The following is a 20,408-nucleotide window of genomic DNA, read 5'->3' on the forward strand; positions in this document are numbered from 1 at the left end:
CTGCGGGAGGGCCGCCGGAGGGGTGCGGCGGGGCGGTTCGGGCAGGTCCGGCGGGCAGATCCAGGCCGGTGGCGGGGGGCCGGGGAGCGGCTCGGCCGGTGTTCCGAGGGAGTTGTGCGGATGCGCAGGGTTCATTCTTCACAACGCAACGTCAACTGGCCGGTTGAGACCGTGTGCTGAATCGATATGATCTGATGACCGCGCGTACTGATCAATCGCCCGGAACGTGCTGTGCTGTGCGTCCCGGGCGGTCGCGCGATGTCGACCGCCCGCCGCTGACGCCTGCACCGAGGATCAGATAGATGAGAGCTCGCACGCGCCCCTCCCGCGCGGCGTACCAAGGTCGGGACCTCGGCACCGTGCTCGGGGCGGCGGCCGCTCTGCTGCTGGGAGTGGGCGCCGCCGTCGCGGCGGTGGCCGGCTCCGCCCCCGGACACCGCTCGGCGGTCGCCGGTACGGCCGGCGGTGCGGTGCTGCTCTGGTCCCTCCTGGTCCTGGTCGCGGCCCGGCTGGCCGGCCGGGCCCGGCGGGCGGAGACCGAGCTGTCCGAGTCCCGGCACGAGTTGGCGTCCGTCCAGAGCTCGGCGGTCCAGCTGAACGCGGAGCTGAACTCCGCCCACAACGTCGCGGCCGCCCTGCGGGCCGCCCTGGCCGAGGCCCAGGCCGGCGGCGAGCGGGACCGCGCCGACCTGCACAGCGTGCGCACCGCGCTGACCGAGTCCGAGAGCGAGGCCATCGGTCTGCGCGCCGCGGTGCACGCGGCCGACGAGGAGCGGGCCGCCCTGGCCCGGCTCGCCGACGAGGTGCTGCCCGAGGTGATCGGACGGCTGCGCTCCGGCGCCGCGGTCAACACCGTGCTGACCGGCCGCCCGGCGACCGTCCACGACGGCCTGCTGCGTACGGTGGCGGAGGAGATCGGCCGTGGCGAGCGCCAGCGGGCCGCCGCCCTCGCGGTGTGCGCCACCGCGGCCGGCCGCGTCCAGGCACTGGCCACCTCGATGCACGCCGAACTGCGCGACATGCAGCACCGGCACGGCGACGACGTGCTCGGCGACCTGCTCAGCCTGGACCACGCGACCGCCCAGGTGGGCCGGATGGCCGACAGCATCGCGGTCCTCACCGGTGCCCGTTCGGGCCGCCGGTGGACCAAGCCGATCGGCGTCGAGTCCATCCTGCGCGGGGCGCTCGGCCGGATCGGCGCCTACCAGCGGGTGCGTCTGCACTCGGCGTCGACCGCCGCGGTGGCGGGCTTCGCGGCCGAGGGCGTGATGCACACGCTGGCCGAACTGCTCGACAACGCGGCCAACTTCTCGGCGCCCCCGGCCGAGGTGCACGTGTACGTCGAGGAGGTCCACTCCGGTCTGGTGATCACGGTCGAGGACGGCGGCCTGGGCCTCGGCGGCAGCTGGCTGCGCCGGGCCGAACAGGCCGTCTCCGCCGAGCCGTTGGACCTGACCACGCTCTCCGCCGGCAGCCGGCTGGGTCTGGCGGTGGTGGGCTCGCTGGCCCGCAAGCACGGTCTGTCGATCTCCTTCCGGCCGTCGGCCCGGGGCGGTACCGGCGTGGTGGTGCTGATCCCGGAGCAGTTGGTCACCCACCCGAACCCGGCGCTCTCCAAGGCACTGACGGCCGGCCAGTCGCCGGAGCGGCGCGGCCCGGAGGCCCGTCCGGTGCTGGAGCAGCGCCGTCCCGAGCCGGTGCGTCCGCAGGAGTCCCGTCCGCAGGAGTCCCGTCCGCAGGAGTCCCGTCCGCAGGAGTCCCGCCCTCGGGAGACCCGCCCGGAGGAGGCCGCCGAGGCCGTGCCGGCCGCTCCGGTGGGCCCGGGAGGCCTGCCGCAGCGCCGCCGCGGGCAGACCCTGGCCGGTGCCGCGGCCACCCAGACCTCCACGACCGCTTCGGCGGCGCAGCCCGTACGCCCCGGTGCCGCCGCCCAGTCGGCGGCCCGGTTCGGCGCCTTCCGGAAGGCCCTGCAGCAGGGGCCGGACACCCATGACGCTCTCCCGAAGGACGATTCCTGATGACCAGCACCGACCGTGATCTCGACTGGCTGTTGGAGAACCTGCTGGCCGGCACCCCGGGGGCGCGGCACGCCCTGGTGCTGTCGGCGGACGGGCTGAAGCTCTGTCACACGCTCGGACTGGGCGCCGACCAGGCGGACCAGCTCGCGGCGATCGCCTCGGGCATGCAGAGCCTGGCGCACGGGGCGTCCATCGAGTTCGGCGACGGCTCGGGCGGGGTCCGGCAGTCGATGACCGAGTTCCACGGCGGCATCCTGTGCATCGTCGCGGCCGGCGAGGGCGCGCACCTGGCGGTGGTCACCGACGACGACGCCGACGTGGGCGTGGTCGGACACAACATGCACGGACTCATCGAGCAGATCGGGGCGTACCTGAGCGCCCCGCCGCGCGAGATCGAGGCCGGGGTGTGAACGCCCCGCGGAACCTGCCGGGACGGGACGAGGACCCGGACCGGCTCTACACCGTGACCAAGGGGCGGAGCCGTCCGCCGGAGCACGCCTTCGACCTGGTCACCCTGATCGTCACGGAGCGGGAGCCCGCGCCCGGCATGCAGTCCGAGCACGCGCGGATCCTGCGGCTGTGCGAGACGCCGACCGCCGTGGTGGAGGTGGCCGCGGAGCTGGACCTGCCGGTCAGCGTGGTGAAGATCCTGCTCGGTGACCTGCTGGAGGCCGGCACGGTCACCGCCCGCCACCCGCGGTTCGCGCCCAACAAGGCCCGGTTGCCCGATCTCGACATGCTGAAGCAGGTGCTGCATGGTCTCCAACAGCTCTGACACCCTGCTGCGACCCGGCCGGGTGCCGTTGCGCAGCACCGCCGAGAACGCCCTGAAGATCGTGGTGGTCGGTGGGTTCGGGGTCGGCAAGACCACCCTGGTGGGGTCGGTCAGCGAGATCCGCCCGCTGAACACCGAGGAGACCATGACCCGGGCGGGCGAGGGCATCGACGACCTCTCCGTGGTCCGGGACAAGCGCTCGACCACGGTGGCGTTCGACTTCGGCCGGATCACGCTCAACGCGGAGAACGTGCTCTACCTGTTCGGCGCCCCGGGCCAGGAGCGCTTCTGGTTCCTCTGGGACCGGCTGTTCTCCGGTGCGCTGGGCGCGGTGGTGCTGGTCGACACCCGCCGGCTGGAGGAGTCCTGGTACGCCATCGACCGGCTGGAGCAGCACGGGACGCCGTTCGTGGTGGCCCGGAACAACTTCGACGGTCCGGAGCACACCCTGGCCGACGTCCGGGCCGCGCTGGACCTGCCCGACCACGTCCCGCTGGTGGACTGCGACGCCCGGAGCCGGGAGTCGAGCAAGCAGGTGCTGATCGAGCTGGTCCGGCACCTGCACCGGCTGGCCGAAGCCGAGAGAGCCGTTGTGGAGGAGACCCCGTGACCGAGCCCGCGACCACCCCGCCGCCGGGCTGCCCGGCGCATGCCGGTGCGGCCCCGCTGTACGGTCCCCGGTTCCAGACCGACCCGGCGCAGGTGTACCAGGAGCTCCGGGCGACGCACGGTCCGGTGGCGCCGGTCGAGCTCGCCGGGGGAGTGCCGGCCTGGCTGGTGATGGGCTACCGCGAACTCCAGCTGGTGGCCGGCCAGTCGAAGGTGTTCGGGCGGGACTCCAGCCGCTGGAACGCATGGCCGACGATCCCCGAGGACTGGCCGCTGCGGCCGATGATGACCTCGGCCCCGTCGGTGATGTACGCGGAGGGGGCCGAGCACCAGCGCCGCCGGGCGGCGGTGGACGAGGCGCTGACCGGCGTGGACGCGTACGAGCTGAAGAAGTTCTGCGAGGAGATCGCCGACCGGCTGATCGACGAGTTCTCGGGCCGCGGCGAGGCGGACCTGGTCGCCGAGTACGCCCACCAGGTGCCGCTGCTGGCGCTGTGCCGGATGTTCGGGCTCGACGACACCCAGACGCCCCGACTGATCCGCGCACTGGTGGCGATGGTGGACGGCGGGCCGGGCGCGCAGGCCGGTGCGGTGGACCTGCTGGCCGTGATGCTGCAGCTGGTGCAGGAGCGCCGGGAGCACCCGGCGGCCGACATCACCTCGGCGCTGGTGGCGCACGAGGCCGCGCTGACCGACGACGAGATCATGCGCGACCTGCGGGTGCTGCTGATCGCGGGCCACCAGACGACCGCGTACTGGATCTCCAACGCGCTGCGGCTGATGCTCACCGACGACCGCTTCGCGGCCTCGCTGTCGGGCGGCCGGCGGTCGATCGGCCAGGCGCTGGGGGAGGCGCTCTGGGAGGACACCCCGACCCAGATCTTCGCCGGCCGGTGGACGACCAGGGACACCCAGCTCGGCGGACAGAAGATCAACAAGGGTGACCTGGTCCTGCTCGGCTTCGCGGGCGCCAACGCGGATCCGGCGGTGCGGCCCGACGCCGGCCGGCCGGCCGAGGGGAACCGCGCCTACCTGAGCTTCTCCTACGGCGACCACGGGTGCCCGCACCCGGCGCGCGAGGCGGCCGAGGTGATCGCGACCACGGCGATCGAGGTCCTCCTCGACCGGCTTCCCGACCTGCGGCTCGCGGTGGCCGAGAGCGCGCTGGTGTGGCGTCCGTCCGCCTGGGTGCGGGCGCTGGTCGCGCTGCCGGTGGCGTTCACGCCCGGGTACGTCACGGACTGACCGACCGGACCCGACCGACCGGACCGACCGGACCGACCGGACCCGACCGGCGGCCGGACCCGACCGACCCGAGACTGCCGACTGCCGACTGCTGGAGAGTGAGCGGATGACCGCCCCGATCGTGATGGACCCGCTGGCGAGCGACAACGTCGCGGAGGGCGCCCGGCTGCGGGCGGCCGGACCGGTGGTACCGGTGGAACTGCTCGGCGGGGTGCGCGGCTGGGCGGTCACCCGGCATGCGGAGGCCCGGGAGCTGCTGACCGACCAGCGGCTGGTGAAGGACGCCGGGCACTGGGCGGCGTACCAGCGCGGCGAGGTGCCGAAGACCTGGCCGCTGATCGGTCTGGCGGTGCCCGGCCCGTCCATGGTGACCACGGACGGCGCCGAGCACCGGCGGCTGCGGGCGATCGTCTCGCAGGCGTTCACCCCGCGCCGGGTGGAGCTGATGCGGCCCAAGATCGAGGAGATCACCGCACGGCTGCTGGACGACCTGGAGCAGGCCGGCCCGGTGGTGGACCTGAAGACGGTCTTCGCCTTCCCTCTGCCGATGTCGGTGATCGGCTGGCTGCTGGGCGTGCCCGAGCGGGACCACGCCTACATCCGCGAGCTGTACGAGCGCTTCTTCAGCTCCACCACCAAGCCGGCGGACGTCCCGGCGACGATTGCCGCGCTGAACGCCTTCGTCGCGGACCTGGTGGCGGCCCGCCGGGCCGCGCCCGGCGACGACCTGACCAGCGCCCTGCTGGCGGCGGACGTCGAGGGCGGCGCGCTCACCGACGCGGAGGCCGCGGCCACCCTGCGGGTGATCATCGCGGCGGGCCACGAGACCACGGTCAACCTGATCAGCAACGCGGTCCGGGCCCTGCTGACCCACCCGGACCAGCTGGCCCTGGTGCGGTCGGGCCGGGTCGGGTGGTCGGCCGTGGTGGAGGAGTCGCTCCGCTGGACGCCGCCGACCAGCAACTTCCTGTTCCGCTTCGCCAGCGAGGACATCAAGGTGGGCGACGAGGTCATCCCGCAGGGCGACCCGGTGCTGATCTCGTACAACGCGATCGGGCGGGACCCGGCGCAGCACGGGATCACCGCGGAGGTGTTCGACGTCACCCGCAACCCGATCCGGCACCTGTCCTTCGGCCACGGCCCGCACGTGTGCCCCGGCTCGCCGCTGGCCCGGCTGGAGGCGGGGGTCGCGCTGCCGGCGCTGTTCGCACGCTTCCCCGACCTGGCGCTGGCGGTCGAGGACGGGGACCTGCGGCCGAGCCCGTCGATGGTGGTCAACAGCCTGCGGGAGCTGCCGGTCCGGCTCTGAGGCCGGCCGTCCGAGGCGGCCGCGGGCGCGGGTGGGTGCGCGGGTAGCGCATCGGAGGGCCGGACGCGGCCGGTCCTCCAGCACAGCCTTGTTACGACTGAGGCACCGGCGGGTGAAGGTCGAACGCGCACCTTGGCGCTGATTGACCTGTGGGTTAACGTCTAAAAGCCAGCGATCGCTGGGTAGACAATCTCCGGTTCAGCGCAGTGTTGTTCTGTCTTACTGCTGGCATGCCCATGCCCTGGCAAGGAGGACTCATTGACCACCACCCTGACCGCGACCGGGGGAGACCGATGACCGGGTTGCGCCACCGCCGCCTGCTGGCCGCACCGGCCGTTCTCGCCTTGGTACTTACCGCCGCCTGCTCCAACAGCTCGGGCGGTTCCGGGAAGGGCGGCACTGCCTCCGACGCCGGTCCGCTGACCGGCGACTGCGCCAAGTACCAGGCGTACGCGGGCCACTCCGGCACCAAGGTGACGATGTTCGCCTCGATCCGCAGCCCCGAGTCGGACTCACTGGAGAAGTCCTGGTCCGAGTTCAGTTCCTGTACGGGCATCAAGATCGTCTACGAGGGCTCTCCCGACTTCGAGTCCCAGCTGCCGGTGCGCGTGGCCGGCGGAAACGCCCCGGACTTCGCGATCGTCCCGCAGCCGGGGCTGCTCGCCCAGATGGTCAAGACCGGAAAGGTCGTGAAGCCGCCGGCCCAGACCGTGGCCAACGAGGACAAGTGGAACCCGGTCTGGAAGACCTACGGCTCGGTCAACGGCACCTTCTACGCCGCTCCGATGAGCGCCAACATGAAGTCCCTGGTCTGGTACTCGCCGAAGTCCTTCAAGCAGGCCGGCTACGAGGTGCCCAAGACCTGGGCCGATCTGATGGCGCTCAGCGACCGGATCGCCAAGGCCGGCGGCGGCAAGCCGTGGTGCGGCGGCATCGGCTCGGGCACGGCGACCGGCTGGCCCGCCACCGACTGGCTGGAGGAGGTCGTCCTCGGCACGCACGGCGGCGAGGTCTACGACCAGTGGGTGAACCACCAGGTCAAGTTCAGCGACCCGAAGATCACCGAGGCCATGCAGACGGTGGCCGGCTGGATGCAGAACCCGGCGTGGGTCAACGGCGGCATCGGTGACGTGAAGTCGATCGCCACCACCACCTTCCAGGACGCCGGCGCGCCGATCCTCACCAACAAGTGCTGGATGCTCCAGCAGGCCTCGTTCTACCGGGCGCAGTGGCCGCAGGGCACCACCATCGGGCCGGACGGCGACATCTTCGCCTTCCACCTCCCGGCTGTGAACCCCTCGGTCACCAACCCGGTCGAGGGCGGCGGCGAGTTCCTGACCGCCTTCGCCGGCCGGCCCGAGGTGCAGGCGGTGCAGAACTACCTCTCCAGCGCGGACTGGGCGAGCAGCCGGGTCAAGGTGTCGCAGGGCTGGGTCTCGGCCAACCAGGGCGTGGACAAGAGCCTCTACACCGACCCGATCGACCGGCTCTCCGCCGACGCCCTCACCGACCCGGCGGCGACCTTCCGCTTCGACGGCTCCGACCTGATGCCGGCCGCGGTCGGCGCGGGCGCGGAGTGGAAGTCGCTCACCGCCTGGTTCGCGGAGGGACAGGCCATCCCGAAGGTGGCGGCCGACATCGACGCGGCCTGGCCGCAGTAGTCGGCCGCCACCGGGCAGCGCGGGCCCACCCGCCCGCGCTGCCCCCTCGCCGCCTCCGGTCCTCGCCGTCTCCGGTCCCCCCGTCCCTGCCTCCTGCGCCGTCGTCTCGATCGCCCGGCGACTCCCTGATCCGCTCGACCACCCCTGTTCCGCGGGCCGCACCCGGCCCGCCCGCGCGGCCTTCCGGCCCGCAGTCCGAGGAAGGACCTCCGTATGCCAACGGCACCCCTCGCCGCGGCCCAGCTGGCCGATTCGGCGTGGTCGGACGCGACAGTGAAGCTGGGGAACAGCGCCGGCGCCATCGCCGGCTTCCTCGGCATCCTGCTGGTCGTCTTCTTCGCGGCGGGCCGGGCGAACGGCCGGTACTCCCGGCCGCTGGCCGTCGTGGTGATGCTGGGACCCGCCGTGCTGCTGCTGGTCGTGGGCCTGGTGGTGCCACTGGTCCGGACGGTCTTCCTGAGCCTGCGCAACGACGACTCGACGCGCTTCCTCGGCCTGAAGAACTACGGCTGGGCGCTGACCACCGACTCCGTCCACCAGGTCCTGCTGAACACCCTGCTCTGGCTGGTGGTCGCCCCGCTGGCGGCCACCGGCCTCGGCCTGCTGCTCGCGCTGCTGGTGGACCGGATGAAGGGCCAGGCGGTCTACAAGTCGCTGATCTTCATGCCGATGGCGGTCTCCCTGGTCGGCGCCGGCATCATCTGGAAGTTCGTCTACGAGGCCCGTGACCCGTCCCAGCGGCAGGTCGGCGTGCTCAGCCAGCTGGCGATCAGCCTGGGCTGGGACAACCCGCCGAACTGGATCCTGTCGCAGCCGCTCAACAACTTCCTGCTCATGGCGGTCATGGTCTGGGTGCAGACCGGCTTCGCGATGGTGGTGCTCTCCGCCGCGATCAAGGCCATCCCGGACGAGATCACCGAGGCGGCCCGGCTCGACGGCGCGGGCGGCGCCCGGCTGTTCTGGTTCGTCACCGTGCCGATGATCCGCACCACACTGGTGGTGGTGCTGACCACCGTCATGATCACCACGCTGAAGGCCTTCGACATCGTCCGGACCATGACCGGCGGCAACTTCGGCACCCAGGTGCTCGCCAACGAGATGTACTCGCAGTCCTTCGTCCAGTTCAACTACGGCCGCGGCAGCGCGCTCGCGGTGATCCTCTTCCTGGCGGTGCTGCCGCTGGTGGCCTACAACATCGTCCAGCTGCGCAAGGAGCGTGCGACCCGATGAGCGAGACCGCGCTTGCCCGGACCGCCCGGGAGAAGACCGGAGTCACCGGCGCCCGGGCCGTCCGGCGCTCGTTCAGCAGCCCGCTCGCCTCGCTGCTGGTGATCGTGGTGACCGTGCTCTGGACGATCCCCACCTTCGGCCTGCTGGCCACCTCGCTGCGGCCCAAGCGGGACGTCGCGCAGAGCGGCTGGTGGGACGTGTTCGTCCACCCCGATCTGACCCTGTCCAACTACCACACGGTGCTGTTCGAGGGCGGGTTCGGCGTCAGCGGCGGCCTGATGCCGTACCTGGTGAACTCGCTGGCGATCACCTTGCCGGCCACCCTGTTCCCGCTGGTGCTGGCCGCGATGGCCGCGTACGCGCTGGCCTGGGTCCGGTTCCGGGGCAGCGACACCGTCTTCTTCGTGATCTTCGCGTTGCAGGTGGTGCCGCTGCAGATGGCGCTGATCCCGCTGCTCCAGCTGTTCTCCGGCGGTGCCCACCTGGGCGGGATGACCATCGTCCCGGCGGTGGACCTGAGCGGGACCTACGCACCGGTCTGGCTGGCGCACACCATGTTCGCGCTGCCGCTCGCGACCTTCCTGCTGCACAACTTCATCTCCCAACTGCCGCGGGACCTGATGGAGGCCGCGGTGGTCGACGGCGCCTCGCACTTCAAGATCTTCCGCTCCATCGTGCTGCCGCTCTGCACCCCGGCCCTCGCCTCCTTCGCGATCTTCCAGTTCCTGTGGGTCTGGAACGACCTGCTGGTCGCGCTCACCTTCGCCGGCGGCTCCCCGGACGTCGCCCCGATGACCGCCCGGCTGGCACAGCTCTCGGGCTCCTTCGGCGGCCGCTGGGAGCTGCTGACGGCGGGAGCGTTCCTCTCGCTGATCGTCCCGCTGGCCGTCTTCTTCGCCCTGCAGCGGTACTTCGTCCGCGGGCTCTTGGCCGGATCCGTCAAGGGCTGACCGGATTTCGCGTTGACCTGTCCCAGGAATGTGGGGATTTCGAAGACACATCGTGCTCCCAGCCGGTACACCGGTAGCGGCGATTCCGCCGCTGGTGTGGTTATCCGATCTGGGGGCTTGTGTGAGGTTCAGGAAACGTGCGTCGGGCCTGGTGGCGGCCCTGATGGCAGCCGCAGCTCTGGTCGCCGCCCCCGCGCACGCCGCCGGCACGGCGACGCTCGGTACCACCACGGTCGGCAGCTCCGTCGACTCCGGTGACTCCAACCACATGAACGCCTCACGGTACGTCACGGGCTCGAACGGGGGCGCGGTCAGCAGCATCAGCGTCCACGTCGGCGCGGTCGACCCGGCACCCAACAACCAGTACCAGGTGGCCGTGTACGCCGACAGCTCCGGCAAGCCGGGGTCCCTGCTGGCGAGCAGCGCCGCCGGGACCCTCACCGCCAACAGCTGGAACACCCTCGCGCTGACCGCGACCCTGGCCCCCAACACCCCGTACTGGCTCGCCTACAACAGCAACGGCAGCTCCGCGGCGGTCAACAACCTCAAGTACGCCTCCGGGGGCACCAGCGGTTACGGCGTCGGCGGCACCGCCTTCGGCACCTGGCCCGCCACCTTCGGCACCGCCGCGACGGACTCCGTCAGCTTCTCCATGTACGCGACGTACACGCCGGACGCCGGCACCGTCACCCCGCCCGGCGCCGGCCCCGGCACCGAGGGACCGATCCTGCTGGTCAGCAACCCGGCCAACCCGTACACCCGCTACTACACCGAGATCCTCAAGGCCGAGGGGCTGAACTACTACAAGGTCAGCGACCTCTCGTCGGTCTCCGCCGCCACCCTCGCCTCCTACGACGTGGTGCTGCTCGGCGAGAGCGCGCTGACCCCGGCCCAGGTGACCATGTTCAGCACCTGGACCACCGGCGGCGGCCGGCTGATCGCGATGCGCCCGGACAAGCAGCTCGCGCCGCTGCTCGGCCTCACCGCGACGCCCGACACCCTCGCCGACACCTACCTGAAGATCGACACCTCGGCGGCGCCCGGCACCGGCCTCACCGCCGACACCATGGGTTTCCACGGCGCCGCCGACCGCTACACCCTGAACGGCGCGACCGCCGTGGCGACGCTCTACAGCGACGCCAACACCGCGACCGCCAACCCCGCCGTCACGCTGCGCACCGTCGGCACCGGCCGGGCCGCCGCGTTCACCTTCGACCTGGCCAAGTCCGTGGTCCAGACCCGCCAGGGCAACATCGCCTGGGCCGGCCAGCAGCGCGACTCCACGGACGGCTACGAGGCCAGCGAGATGTTCTACGGCACCGGCGGCCAGCCGGACTGGAACAACCTCGACAAGGCCCTGATCCCGATCGCCGACGAGCAGCAGCGGCTGCTCGCCAACCTGATCACCACCATGGACGCGGCCAAGAAGCCGCTGCCCCGGTTCTGGTACTTCCCGCGCGACGTCAAGGCCGTCGTGGTGATGAGCGGCGACGACCACGGCATCGGCGGCACCGTCGGCCGCTGGGACGGCTACATCGCGCAGAGCCCGCCCGGCTGCAACGTGGCCAACTGGGAGTGCGTCCGCGGCTCCTCGTACATCTACACCGACGACCCGATGACCCCGGCGCAGGCCCAGGCCTACACAGACGAGGGCTTCGAGGTCGGCGTGCACGTCACCACCGACTGCAAGCCCTGGGGGACCGCCGCCAACCTGCAGTCCCTCTACGCCACCCAGCTGAACGCCTGGAAGGCCAAGTACTCCACCCTGCCGATGCCGTCGAGCAGCCGCACCCACTGTGTGGAGTGGGACGACTGGGCGACCCAGGCCAAGACCAAGCTCGCCAACGGGATCCGGCTGGACGAGGACTACTACTTCTACCCCGCCTCCTTCACCAAGGATCGGGCCGGCTACTTCAACGGCACCGCCCAGATCATGAAGTTCGCCGACACCGACGGCAGCGTCATCGACGAGTACCAGGCCACCACCCAGCTCACCGACGAGTCCGGCCAGTCCTACCCGTCGACGGTCAACACGCTGCTGGACGCGGCCTACGGCAGCAAGGGCTACTACGCGGCGCTGACCGCCAACATCCACACCGACTACGCCGCCTCCACCGCCTCCGACGCGATCATCGCGGCGGCCAAGGCCAAGGGCGCACCGGTGGTCTCCGGGCGCCAGATGCTGAACTGGCTGGACGGGCGCAACGGTTCGGCCTTCAGCAAGATGGCCTGGAGCAGCAACAAGCTCACCTTCGACATCACCGGCGGCACCAACGGGCTGCGCGCGATGGTGCCGGTGACCTCGGCGGCGGGCACGCTGACCGGGATCACCCGGCAGGGGCAGGCCCTCACCTACCGGATCGAGACCGTCAAGGGCGTGTCCTACGCCTTCTTCGACGGGACCGTCGGTTCGTACAGCGCGACGTACGGGCAGGACACCACGGCGCCGACCGTCACCGGGACCGCTCCGGCGGCGGGCGCGACCGGTGTGGCGCCCTCCTCGGCGGTCCGGTTCAACTTCAGCGAGCCGCTGAACCCGGCGACGGTCGGCAACTCGACGGTGACGCTGAAGACCACCTCGGGCGCGACGCCGGTGGCCGGTACGGTCACCTACGACTCCGCCACCAACGGCGCGGTCCTCACCCCGAACGCCGCGCTGGCCCTGACCACCGGCTACACGGCCACCGTTCAGGGCGTGAAGGACAACGCCGGCAACGCGCTGGCGAGTCCGTTCAGCCTGTCCTTCACCACGGGCGGCGCGCCGCCGAAGACGATCGGCAACACGGCGGTCGGCACCCTGATCGACGACACCGACTCCAACCACATGAACGGCAGCAAGGTCACGACCGGCGCCACCCCGGTGCCGCTCATCTCGCTCAACGTCCACGTCGGCTCGGTGAGCGCGGCCCCCAACAACCAGTACCAGCTGGCGGTCTACACCGACAACGCCGGATCGCCCGGCACCCTGGTGGTCTCCACCCCGAGCGGCGCACTCACGCCGAACGCCTGGAACAGCATCCCGGTGAGCGTCACGCTGGCGGCCAACACGACCTACTGGCTGGTCTACAACAGCAACGGCAGCACCTCCTCCGTGAACAACATGAACTACAGCGGGGGGACGGCCGGCCAGGGCGCCTACAGCAGCGGCGGGGTGCCCTTCGGCACCTGGCCGTCGGACTTCGGACCGGCGGTCAAGGACTCGCTCGCCTACTCGCTGTACGGCGAGTACTGAGGGCGCGACGACCCTGACTGAATGAGACCCCCGTGGGGCGGCTGTGTCACAACTCTGCGACACAGCCGCCCCGCGGGGGTTTTGAACCTGTTCAGAATGATCGGTTCGGGCCTAGAGTCGCGACGTCTGCACGCGTAGCGCCCTTGCGTAGGGCGTTGCCGCGGCCTGATCATCCTGAGGGGGAACCATTTCCAGCGCGTCCGAACCGCCGAAGCCCGTCGAGCCGTCAGAGTCCAGTGGGGGGCCCGAGACAGGGCGAGAGCCCGAGTCCGAGTCCGAGTCCAGCGAGGCCTCGGCGCCCGCGCCTGAGCCCGCGCCTGTGGCTGCGCCTGCGCCTGTGCCTGTGCCTGAGCCCGTGCCCGCGACTGTGCCGGGGGAGTCTGCACCTTCCCCGAAGGTGCCCGGGCAGCCGGGAACGCCTGCCGCGTCCGGGGCGCCTGCCGATCGAGGGGCGCCCGCCGCACCGGGGGCGCCCGGGGCGCCGCGTAAGCCCGGGCCGGCGGCGGGGAGTCCGTACCGACCGGCTCCGTCCAACCCCTACCGGACGCCCTTCCCGCAGCCGCCCACGCCGGCCTGGGTCAAGCTGACCCAGCCCCGGCAGGCGGGTGTGCCCGGCCCCGGGGTGCCGCTGGCCGGAATCGGTGCCGGGCTCCTCTCGGCGGTGCTGCTCGGTGAGGGGCTGGGCGCCAACCTGCTGTTGTGCGCCGTCGCCGCGACGGCCGCGGCGAGCCTGTCGGCCCGGTCGGCGGGCCGGAAGGTGCGGCCGTGGACGGTCGTGTGGACTGTCGGGGCGCTGGCCCTGTTGATGGTGCCCGTGATCAGCGCGGCCGGTTGGCCGGCGGCGCCGGCGATCATCGTTGCTGCGGGTATCGGCTCCCTCGCGCTGCACGGCGGTAGCCGGTGGTCGGGCGTCCTGCTCGGTCCGGTGGGGTTCTGGGCGCATGTGACGATCTCCGTGCCCTGGGCGGCGGGCGGCCTGCGAGGCGCCAACCTCCCCGGCCGGGGGCAGGCGGTGCAGATCCTGAAGGCGGTCGGCGTCTCGGCGGGTCTGTTGGTGGTGTTCGGCTCGCTCTTCGCCGGCGCCGACGAGACGGTGGCCGATCTGCTGGAGGGGCTGACGCCCAGTCTGGACACCGAGGACCTGCCCCTGAGGGCGCTGCTCTTCCTGGTCGGTCTGCTGGTGTCCCTCGGAGCGGCGCACACCGCGGCGGCGCCCCGGCGGTGGGACCGGTTCCCGGTCGCGCCCGGCAAGCAGCGCAGTCGGGTGGAGTGGGCGCTGCCGATGACCGTCCTCAGTCTGCTGTTCGCGGTGTTCGTGTCGGCGCAGGTGGCGGCAGTGATCGGTAGCGACCACGCGATCAGGACCAAGCCCGGGGTGATCCCGTCGCAGTTCGCGCGGGAAGGGTTCTGGCAGCTTCTGTGGGTCATCGTGCTGACCCTGGTGGTGGTGGCCCTCGCGAAGCGCTGGGCCCCGCGGGAGACGGCGGGGGACCGGCTGATGGTCCGGGTCCTGCTGAGCGTCCTGTGCGCGCTCACGCTGGCGGTCGTGGCCTCGGCGATCTACCGCATGCAGATCTATGTGGATGCCTTCGGCCTTACCCGGCTGAGGATCTCGGTCGCCGCGGTGGAGCTCTGGCTTGGAGTGGTCTTCGCGCTGATCATCGTTGCGGTGGTGCTCGGCTCGCAGCGCTGGCTGCCGCGGGCCGTGGTGCTCAGCGCCGTTGTCGGTACCGCCGTTCTCGGATTGAGCTCGCCGGACGCGTGGATCGCCGAGCAGAACGTGACCATGTCCGGGCGGACCGGCAAGGTGGACATCGACTACCTGCGAAGCCTTTCGGCCGACGCCGTTCCCGCTCTTGACCGCCTCTCGGGCGACCGGCGCACCTGTGCCCTGCAGCAGATCGCGGAGGACCTCTCGGACGAGGTGCCCTGGTATGCGACCAGTCTCTCCGAGGCCCGTGCCCGGGACATCCTGCGGGACCGGCCGGTGGAGCAGGACCGTGGTGCGGCGTGCCGCCGGGTGGGTGTCCAGGTGGAGCGCTACGGGTGGTAGCAGCCTCCGGTCGTCCGTTTGAAGGGCGCGCCACGCGCTGGTGACGGTGCCAGAGCCCGAGTGGTGTGCCCGAGTGGCGAGCTGGGGTGAGCCCGGGTGGTGTGCCCGAGTGGCGAGCTGGGGCCGTGAGCCCGGGTGGTTGGTGACGGGCGGTGGGGTGGTGGGTGGTGGGCGTGCCGGGGGGCACGTCCACCACCCGGGCCGGATGCCGGGCTTGCGCCCGCACTCGATCCGTCGTCAGATGGCCATACCCGCCGGGCCTTCGGCCGGAAGGTCACTGGCCTTCGCCTTCACCACGAAGACCGCGGCGAGCAGCGCCACCACGGCGAGTGCTGCGCCGACGATGAAGGCTTGGCCGATGCCGTGTGCCAGCACCTGGCTGTACCAGGGGCTTCCGATCGGGAACTCACCCTTGAACGAGGCGAGTTGCTCGGGGGTGGCATGGGCCTGGAAGTCGGGGAGCTGAGCCTTGACCTCGTCCTTGGCCGCGGTGCTGAACACGGTGGTGAGGATGGAGAGGCCGAGGGCGCCGCCGATCTGCTGCGTCGAGTTGAGCAGGCCTGATGCGGCGCCAGCCTCGTGGTCCGGGACCCCGGCCACCGAGAGCAGCATCACCGGCACGAAGATCAGGCCCATGCCGAAGCCGAAGACGACCGTCGGGCCGAGCACCCCGGAGAGGTAGCTGCTGTCGGCCTTCAGCTGCGTCAGCCAGGTGAGGCCGAGGGCCACCAGCACCGCGCCGCCGGCCATGAAGACCTTCGGGCCGTACTTGGCCTGGAAGGCCGAGGCCAGCTGGGCCGCCACGATGATGGCCACGCTGATCGGGAGGAAGGCCACACCGGCCTTGAGCGGGCTGTAGCCGATCACCGTCTGGGCGAAGATGGTGATGTAGAAGAAGATGCCGAACATAGCGGCGGCCAGGCAGAGCATCATGATCAGGCCACCCGTGCGGTTCCGGTTCCGGAACAGGTGGAGCGGGGTGATCGGCTGGGTCGTCCGCCGCTCGATCACCACGAAGGCCACGATCAGCAGCGCGCCGATCGCGAAGGAGGACAGCGCGATGCCGTCGCTCCAGCCGTCGGAGGCGGCCCGGATGAAGCCGTAGACCAGGCCGACCAGACCCAGCGTCGACGCCAGCGCGCCCGGCACGTCGAAGCGGCCCTCCTGGCGCTCCGACTCGTTGATGAAGCGCGGTGCCGCGACGGCGATCAGAACGGCGATCGGCACGTTCACGAAGAACACCCAGCGCCAGTCGAGGTACTCGGTGAGCGCGCCGCCGGCCAGCAGGCCGATCGCTGCGCCGGAACCCGCGACCGCGGAGAAGACCCCGAAGGCGCGGTTGCGTTCCGGCCCCTCCTGGAAGTTGGTGGCGATCAGCGCGAACGCGGTGGGCGAGCAGATCGCGCCGCCGATGCCCTGCAGCCCCCGTGCTGCCAGCAGCATGCCGGCGTCCTGTGCGATGCCGCCGATCAGTGAGGCCAGCCCGAACAGCAGGACTCCGACGACGAAGACCCGGCGCCGGCCGAGGATGTCGCCGATGCGGCCTCCGAGCAGCAGCAGGCCGCCGAAGGCGAGGGTGTACGCATTGATCACCCACGACAGGCTGGTGTCCGAGAAGCCGAGGGCGGTCTTGATGTGCGGGAGCGCGATGTTCACGATGGTGGCGTCGAGGACGACCATCAACTGCGTGGCGGCGATGACCGTGAGGGTGATGCCCTTGTTCCGGCCTCCGCCGGCTCCCGTTGGAGCGGACTTGCTGAGCGTTTCCGATACAGCCATGGCATTCCCCCTGCTGGCTACGGTTGTTCGACGAGTGCTCGATGCGGAGTCGGCCGGCGGCCGACCGCGCACGCGGGCAGCCCCGACACTGCTCCAGTGAACGGATTCGTTCACTAGCGCGACGATAGCCGGTCGACTATTGTGAACGCAAGCGTTCTCTAGGATTGGTGACGATGAATCAGACGGATCGCCGGCCCGAGCCCGTCACGCCCGAGGCCCCGGCCGCGCACCGGGAGGGTTCCCGGGTGTCGACCGGCGGGAAGGGCGAGCCTTCGGGCGCCGACGCGGTCGAGCTCGCGGTGGCCGCCCTCAGGGCCGCGTCGACCGCAGATGAGGGCGCTCCGGCCGGGCGCGCTCCAGGAGGGGCCGGCCAGGGCGTAGCGGCCCCGGTCGCCGTGCGCAGGCGCGGCCGGGCGCTGGAAGTGGCGATCTTCGACGCGGCGCTCGATCAGCTCACCTCCGGTGGGTTCGCGCGGATGACGATGGAGGGCGTGGCGGGCGCGGCGCACACCGGGAAGGCCGCGCTGTACCGCCGTTGGGCCTCCAAGGCCGATCTGGTCGTGGACGCCCTGGGCTCAACTCTCCCACCCCCCACGGACATCCCCGACCTCGGGTCGGTGCGGGACGAGTTGGTCCAGCTCACGGCTTACCTGGGCGTGGTGATGAACTCCCGGGCCGGTACGGCGGTCCGGGTGCTGATGGCCGAGCTCGACCACGAACAGGTCGTGCCGTTCAAGGGGTTCGTGCTGAACCGGGTGATCGAGCCGGTCACCGAGGCCATGCTCGCCATCCTCCGCAGGGGCGAGGCGCGCGGAGACGTCCGCCGCGGCGCCGCCACCTCCCTGGTCGCCGATGTCGCCCCGGCGATGCTGCTCTACCGCGCGAAGGTCTGGGACGGTCCGCTGGACGCCGAGTTCTGCCGGGAGCTGGCGGAACAGGTCCTGCTGCCGATGGTTCGGCCCTGACCGGCCCTGACCGGCCCCGCACGGTCCACTGCCTACGGCCGGCGGGCCAGGCCGTAGGCTGGGACCTGCCAGACCACAGCCGAACGGACCGAACCGATGCCCTACGACCCCCCGACACATGCGGTCGAGCGCTCGCTGCGCCGGGCCGGCGCCCGCACCGTGGTCGGCCTGGACGAGGTAGGGCGCGGCGCCTGGGCCGGTCCGGTCACGGTCGGCGCCGCGGTGACCGGGCTCCGGCGCCCCCCGGAGGGGCTCACCGACTCCAAGCTGCTCACCGAGAAGCGCCGCACCGCCCTCGCCCCGGTGCTGGCGGACTGGGTCCTTGCCTATGCCATCGGTCAGGCCTCGCCGCTCGAGTGTGACGAACTCGGCATGACCGCCGCCCTCCGGCTGGCCGCCGGGCGGGCGCTGGCGGCGCTCCCGGTGCAGCCGGACGCGATCATCCTCGACGGCAAGCACGACTACCTCGGTGGCCCGTGGCGGGTCCGGACGGTGATCAAGGGCGACCAGTCCTGCGTCTGCGTCTCGGCCGCCTCCGTGCTGGCGAAGGTCCAGCGGGACGGGCTGATGGCCGAACTGGGCGCCGACCTCCCCGCGTACGCCTTCGGGGACAACGCGGGGTACCCCTCGCCGGTCCACCGGGCAGCCCTGGAGGAGTACGGGCCGACCGGGCACCATCGGCTCTCCTGGGCGTACCTCGACGCGTTGCCCCGCTGGCGGCACCTCAAGCGCGTCCGGCTGGACGAGCAGGACGAGCCGCAGGGCGAGCAGCTCTCACTCGGGTTCTGACGCCCGATTTGCCGATGAATCGTCAGAATCGGGCGGATGTGGACTGTCGGTGCGCGGTGTCCAAACCATGGGGCGCCTGTGCGCGTCCGACCGCCGTTTGATAGATATCCGGGTATGCCAGTCTTTCCCGAGGAGCCGGGGACTCACGAGAGTGTCCCGGGCCCCGGCGTTCCCTCCCCCCGCAAGCCGGAGGCTTCCGCCTCCTCCGCACCTGCCGCGGCCCGGCCCGGACCGCCGCCGCGCCCGACCCCGCCGAGGCCCGGACCGCCGGCCCGGAGCGCCCTGATCCCCGGGCCCGGTTCTGCCGAGCCGCCCACCGCCGCACCGGCGGCACCCGTCGTGGAGATGGTCGCCGCCGACCCGCGGCGGGCCCTCGAACGCGCCGACGAGGCCGTCGACAGGTTGCTGGAGGCAGGGCGGAGCCCCGGCGACATCCTGGTCCTGACCGCGGGCGAGGCCCACCCCTGGCAGCGCCACGAGCTCTCGTTCGGCGAGGCCGCGTACTGGGCCCAGCTGGCCGAGGGCGGCGACGTCTTCTACGCGGACGCCCACGCCTCCCGGAAGATGCGACGCGAGGTCGTCGTCCTGGTCGTCAACGACACCCGGCCCGGCCGGGTGCAGCAGGCCGCCCGGAAGGCGCTCGGCCATGCCGCCGGGCTGCTGGTGGTCTGCGGCGACGCCGCGGCGGTCGCCCCGGTGCTGGGGCGCGGCGGCCGCGTTTCCGCCTGACGGCTCGACCGCTCGGCTGCCGGGACCCCTGACGGCGTCCCGGCAGCCGGGGCGCCGCATCGAGCGGCGCTCCGCCGACCGCGCTCCGCGGGCCCGTCGTCAACGGGCCGCGGCGCGCCTGACCCCGGCGTCACCCGGGGAGACCGGCGGTGCCGGGGTCAGCTGCCCCAGGTCGCGGCCGTGCGGCTCCCTGGCCTGCGCGAGCCGGCTCACCCGGGCCAGCCGACCGACCGCTCCTGCTTCCTCCGCCGTCAGTCCGGCAGGCGCCGGCCCCGCTGTGGTCTCCGCCCCCGGAGCGAACCGCTCCGGCAGTTCCCTGACGGTGTGGACCGGGCCGTCCGCCCAGGACCCCGAGTGCGGGGTGCGCCCGCTGCGTCCGTCGCCGAGGGAGTGCCAGCCGGCCGGCGTCAGGGTCAGATAGGCCCCGCAGCGCAGTCCGTGCAGGGCCGCAGCGTCCCGCAGTGCCCACATCCAGGCGCCGTCCTGCTCCGTCCAGTCCGGCCCGCCCTCGCGGCAGCGCAGCAGCACCGCAGTGCGGGTCGGCACGGTGAGCCGCAGGTCGTGCGAGGTGACACGGCGGAGCTGGGCCAGGATCGCGTTGCGGTGGTGCCACCCGTCTGTGCTGTGCGGTCTGCCGGCGAACGAGGCCGAGGCGACCACCCGGTGCAGCGGGTCCAGTACCGCCAGCACGTTGGTGCCCGGCTGGGGGAGGTGTCGGCCGTGCAACTCGGTGACGAAGTCGCGCGGTGCTCTCAGCAGGGGGACGTCGGACCCGGTCCAGGCCGCCAGATCGATCGTCCGCGCGCCATCACAGGGGGTCTGACCTCGGTCGATACCGTTGATCACGATCCTCCTTCCCGGGCCCGCAGGCGCGCTGGTGCGGGCGTACGCCGAAGGCCTGGTCCGCGGACCGGGCTGTGGATACCGTCCAATTCTCCTGTCAGAGCGGGTCGAGCGGCAACGATGAAATGACAGATGCCGCCCGAAAGTCGGGGTTCTGCCGGATATATTCCACGCCGAGGGTGGCGCCATTCGAAGGATTGCGGACCGTTTCGGTCCGCGCC

General features: G+C 71.8%; 15 protein-coding genes and 1 pseudogene. 14 read left to right on the forward strand and 2 right to left on the reverse strand.

What is annotated here, in order from left to right:
* The first annotated feature begins 302 nt into the window (after positions 1 to 302).
* From ACIOFR_RS22315 to ACIOFR_RS22365, 11 genes are all read left to right on the forward strand, one after another.
* Positions 303 to 2,018: an ATP-binding protein gene (locus ACIOFR_RS22315; RefSeq protein ID WP_400999888.1), complete on the forward strand. Its 1,716-nt coding sequence runs from the start codon at positions 303 to 305 to the stop codon at positions 2,016 to 2,018.
* On the forward strand, positions 2,018 to 2,428 hold the full coding sequence (locus ACIOFR_RS22320; protein ID WP_400999890.1) for a roadblock/LC7 domain-containing protein: 411 nt from the start codon (positions 2,018 to 2,020) through the stop codon (positions 2,426 to 2,428). The genes ACIOFR_RS22315 and ACIOFR_RS22320 overlap by 1 nt, the downstream gene beginning before the upstream one ends.
* A complete protein-coding gene (locus tag ACIOFR_RS22325; RefSeq protein ID WP_371499587.1) occupies positions 2,425 to 2,793 on the forward strand; it encodes a DUF742 domain-containing protein in 369 nt (122 codons plus the stop codon). Before ACIOFR_RS22320 ends, ACIOFR_RS22325 begins: the two co-directional genes overlap by 4 nt.
* Positions 2,774 to 3,403 carry a GTP-binding protein gene (locus ACIOFR_RS22330; RefSeq protein WP_400999892.1) on the forward strand — a complete coding sequence of 210 codons (630 nt, stop codon included), beginning with the start codon at positions 2,774 to 2,776 and terminating at the stop codon, positions 3,401 to 3,403. Before ACIOFR_RS22325 ends, ACIOFR_RS22330 begins: the two co-directional genes overlap by 20 nt.
* Complete coding sequence (locus tag ACIOFR_RS22335; RefSeq protein WP_400999894.1) at positions 3,400 to 4,647, forward strand: cytochrome P450; 1,248 nt, start codon at positions 3,400 to 3,402, stop codon at positions 4,645 to 4,647. The genes ACIOFR_RS22330 and ACIOFR_RS22335 overlap by 4 nt, the downstream gene beginning before the upstream one ends.
* Before the next feature lie 106 nt (positions 4,648 to 4,753).
* Complete coding sequence (locus tag ACIOFR_RS22340) at positions 4,754 to 5,956, forward strand: cytochrome P450 (protein WP_400999896.1); 1,203 nt, start codon at positions 4,754 to 4,756, stop codon at positions 5,954 to 5,956.
* A 293-nt stretch (positions 5,957 to 6,249) separates the two neighbouring features.
* Positions 6,250 to 7,617, forward strand: coding sequence for an ABC transporter substrate-binding protein (locus ACIOFR_RS22345; protein ID WP_400999898.1), 1,368 nt, complete (start codon positions 6,250 to 6,252; stop codon positions 7,615 to 7,617).
* Positions 7,618 to 7,830: 213 nt separating this feature from the next.
* Entirely contained in the window at positions 7,831 to 8,847 is a 1,017-nt protein-coding gene (locus ACIOFR_RS22350; RefSeq protein ID WP_400999900.1) for a carbohydrate ABC transporter permease, read from the forward strand.
* Entirely contained in the window at positions 8,844 to 9,797 is a 954-nt protein-coding gene (locus ACIOFR_RS22355) for a carbohydrate ABC transporter permease (protein WP_400999902.1), read from the forward strand. Before ACIOFR_RS22350 ends, ACIOFR_RS22355 begins: the two co-directional genes overlap by 4 nt.
* Before the next feature lie 163 nt (positions 9,798 to 9,960).
* Positions 9,961 to 13,029, forward strand: a complete 3,069-nt coding sequence (locus tag ACIOFR_RS22360; RefSeq protein ID WP_400999904.1) for an Ig-like domain-containing protein — start codon at positions 9,961 to 9,963, stop codon at positions 13,027 to 13,029.
* 607 nt (positions 13,030 to 13,636) lie between these two features.
* Positions 13,637 to 15,082 (forward strand): DUF4153 domain-containing protein, encoded by a 1,446-nt coding sequence (locus ACIOFR_RS22365; RefSeq protein WP_400999906.1) that lies wholly within the window; start codon positions 13,637 to 13,639, stop codon positions 15,080 to 15,082.
* 237 nt (positions 15,083 to 15,319) lie between these two features.
* On the opposite strand, the gene ACIOFR_RS22370 is transcribed toward ACIOFR_RS22365, so the two are convergent.
* Positions 15,320 to 16,861 (reverse strand): MFS transporter, encoded by a 1,542-nt coding sequence (locus ACIOFR_RS22370; RefSeq protein WP_400999908.1) that lies wholly within the window; start codon positions 16,859 to 16,861, stop codon positions 15,320 to 15,322.
* A 173-nt stretch (positions 16,862 to 17,034) separates the two neighbouring features.
* On the opposite strand from ACIOFR_RS22370, the gene ACIOFR_RS22375 reads away from it, so the two are divergent.
* From ACIOFR_RS22375 to ACIOFR_RS22385, 3 genes are all read left to right on the forward strand, one after another.
* Entirely contained in the window at positions 17,035 to 17,826 is a 792-nt protein-coding gene (locus ACIOFR_RS22375) for a TetR/AcrR family transcriptional regulator (RefSeq protein ID WP_400999910.1), read from the forward strand.
* Positions 17,827 to 17,922: 96 nt separating this feature from the next.
* Positions 17,923 to 18,615 carry a ribonuclease HII gene (locus ACIOFR_RS22380; protein ID WP_400999912.1) on the forward strand — a complete coding sequence of 231 codons (693 nt, stop codon included), beginning with the start codon at positions 17,923 to 17,925 and terminating at the stop codon, positions 18,613 to 18,615.
* 339 nt (positions 18,616 to 18,954) lie between these two features.
* Positions 18,955 to 19,344 carry a hypothetical protein gene (locus ACIOFR_RS22385; protein ID WP_400999914.1) on the forward strand — a complete coding sequence of 130 codons (390 nt, stop codon included), beginning with the start codon at positions 18,955 to 18,957 and terminating at the stop codon, positions 19,342 to 19,344.
* A gap of 345 nt (positions 19,345 to 19,689) precedes the next feature.
* Here ACIOFR_RS22385 and ACIOFR_RS22390 read toward each other — a convergent pair.
* Positions 19,690 to 20,139 (reverse strand): annotated as a pseudogene (locus ACIOFR_RS22390) (hypothetical protein); the annotation flags it as partial.
* Positions 20,140 to 20,408: the final 269 nt, after the last annotated feature.

This window comes from Kitasatospora sp. NPDC088346 (genome assembly GCF_044740765.1).
Taxonomy (GTDB): Bacteria; Actinomycetota; Actinomycetes; order Streptomycetales; family Streptomycetaceae; genus Kitasatospora.

Excerpts from the sequence above, each read along its gene's own strand:
- ACIOFR_RS22315 (WP_400999888.1), top strand. The coding sequence starts at position 303 with ATGAGAGCTCGCACGCGCCCCTCCCGCGCGGCGTACCAAGGTCGGGAC.
- ACIOFR_RS22320 (WP_400999890.1), top strand. The coding sequence starts at position 2,018 with ATGACCAGCACCGACCGTGATCTCGACTGGCTGTTGGAGAACCTGCTG.
- ACIOFR_RS22330 (WP_400999892.1), top strand. The coding sequence starts at position 2,774 with ATGGTCTCCAACAGCTCTGACACCCTGCTGCGACCCGGCCGGGTGCCG.
- ACIOFR_RS22340 (WP_400999896.1), top strand. The coding sequence starts at position 4,754 with ATGACCGCCCCGATCGTGATGGACCCGCTGGCGAGCGACAACGTCGCG.
- ACIOFR_RS22345 (WP_400999898.1), top strand. The coding sequence starts at position 6,250 with ATGACCGGGTTGCGCCACCGCCGCCTGCTGGCCGCACCGGCCGTTCTC.
- ACIOFR_RS22350 (WP_400999900.1), top strand. The coding sequence starts at position 7,831 with ATGCCAACGGCACCCCTCGCCGCGGCCCAGCTGGCCGATTCGGCGTGG.
- ACIOFR_RS22355 (WP_400999902.1), top strand. The coding sequence starts at position 8,844 with ATGAGCGAGACCGCGCTTGCCCGGACCGCCCGGGAGAAGACCGGAGTC.
- ACIOFR_RS22360 (WP_400999904.1), top strand. The coding sequence starts at position 9,961 with ATGGCAGCCGCAGCTCTGGTCGCCGCCCCCGCGCACGCCGCCGGCACG.
- ACIOFR_RS22370 (WP_400999908.1), bottom strand. The coding sequence starts at position 16,861 with ATGGCTGTATCGGAAACGCTCAGCAAGTCCGCTCCAACGGGAGCCGGC.
- ACIOFR_RS22375 (WP_400999910.1), top strand. The coding sequence starts at position 17,035 with ATGAATCAGACGGATCGCCGGCCCGAGCCCGTCACGCCCGAGGCCCCG.
- ACIOFR_RS22380 (WP_400999912.1), top strand. The coding sequence starts at position 17,923 with ATGCCCTACGACCCCCCGACACATGCGGTCGAGCGCTCGCTGCGCCGG.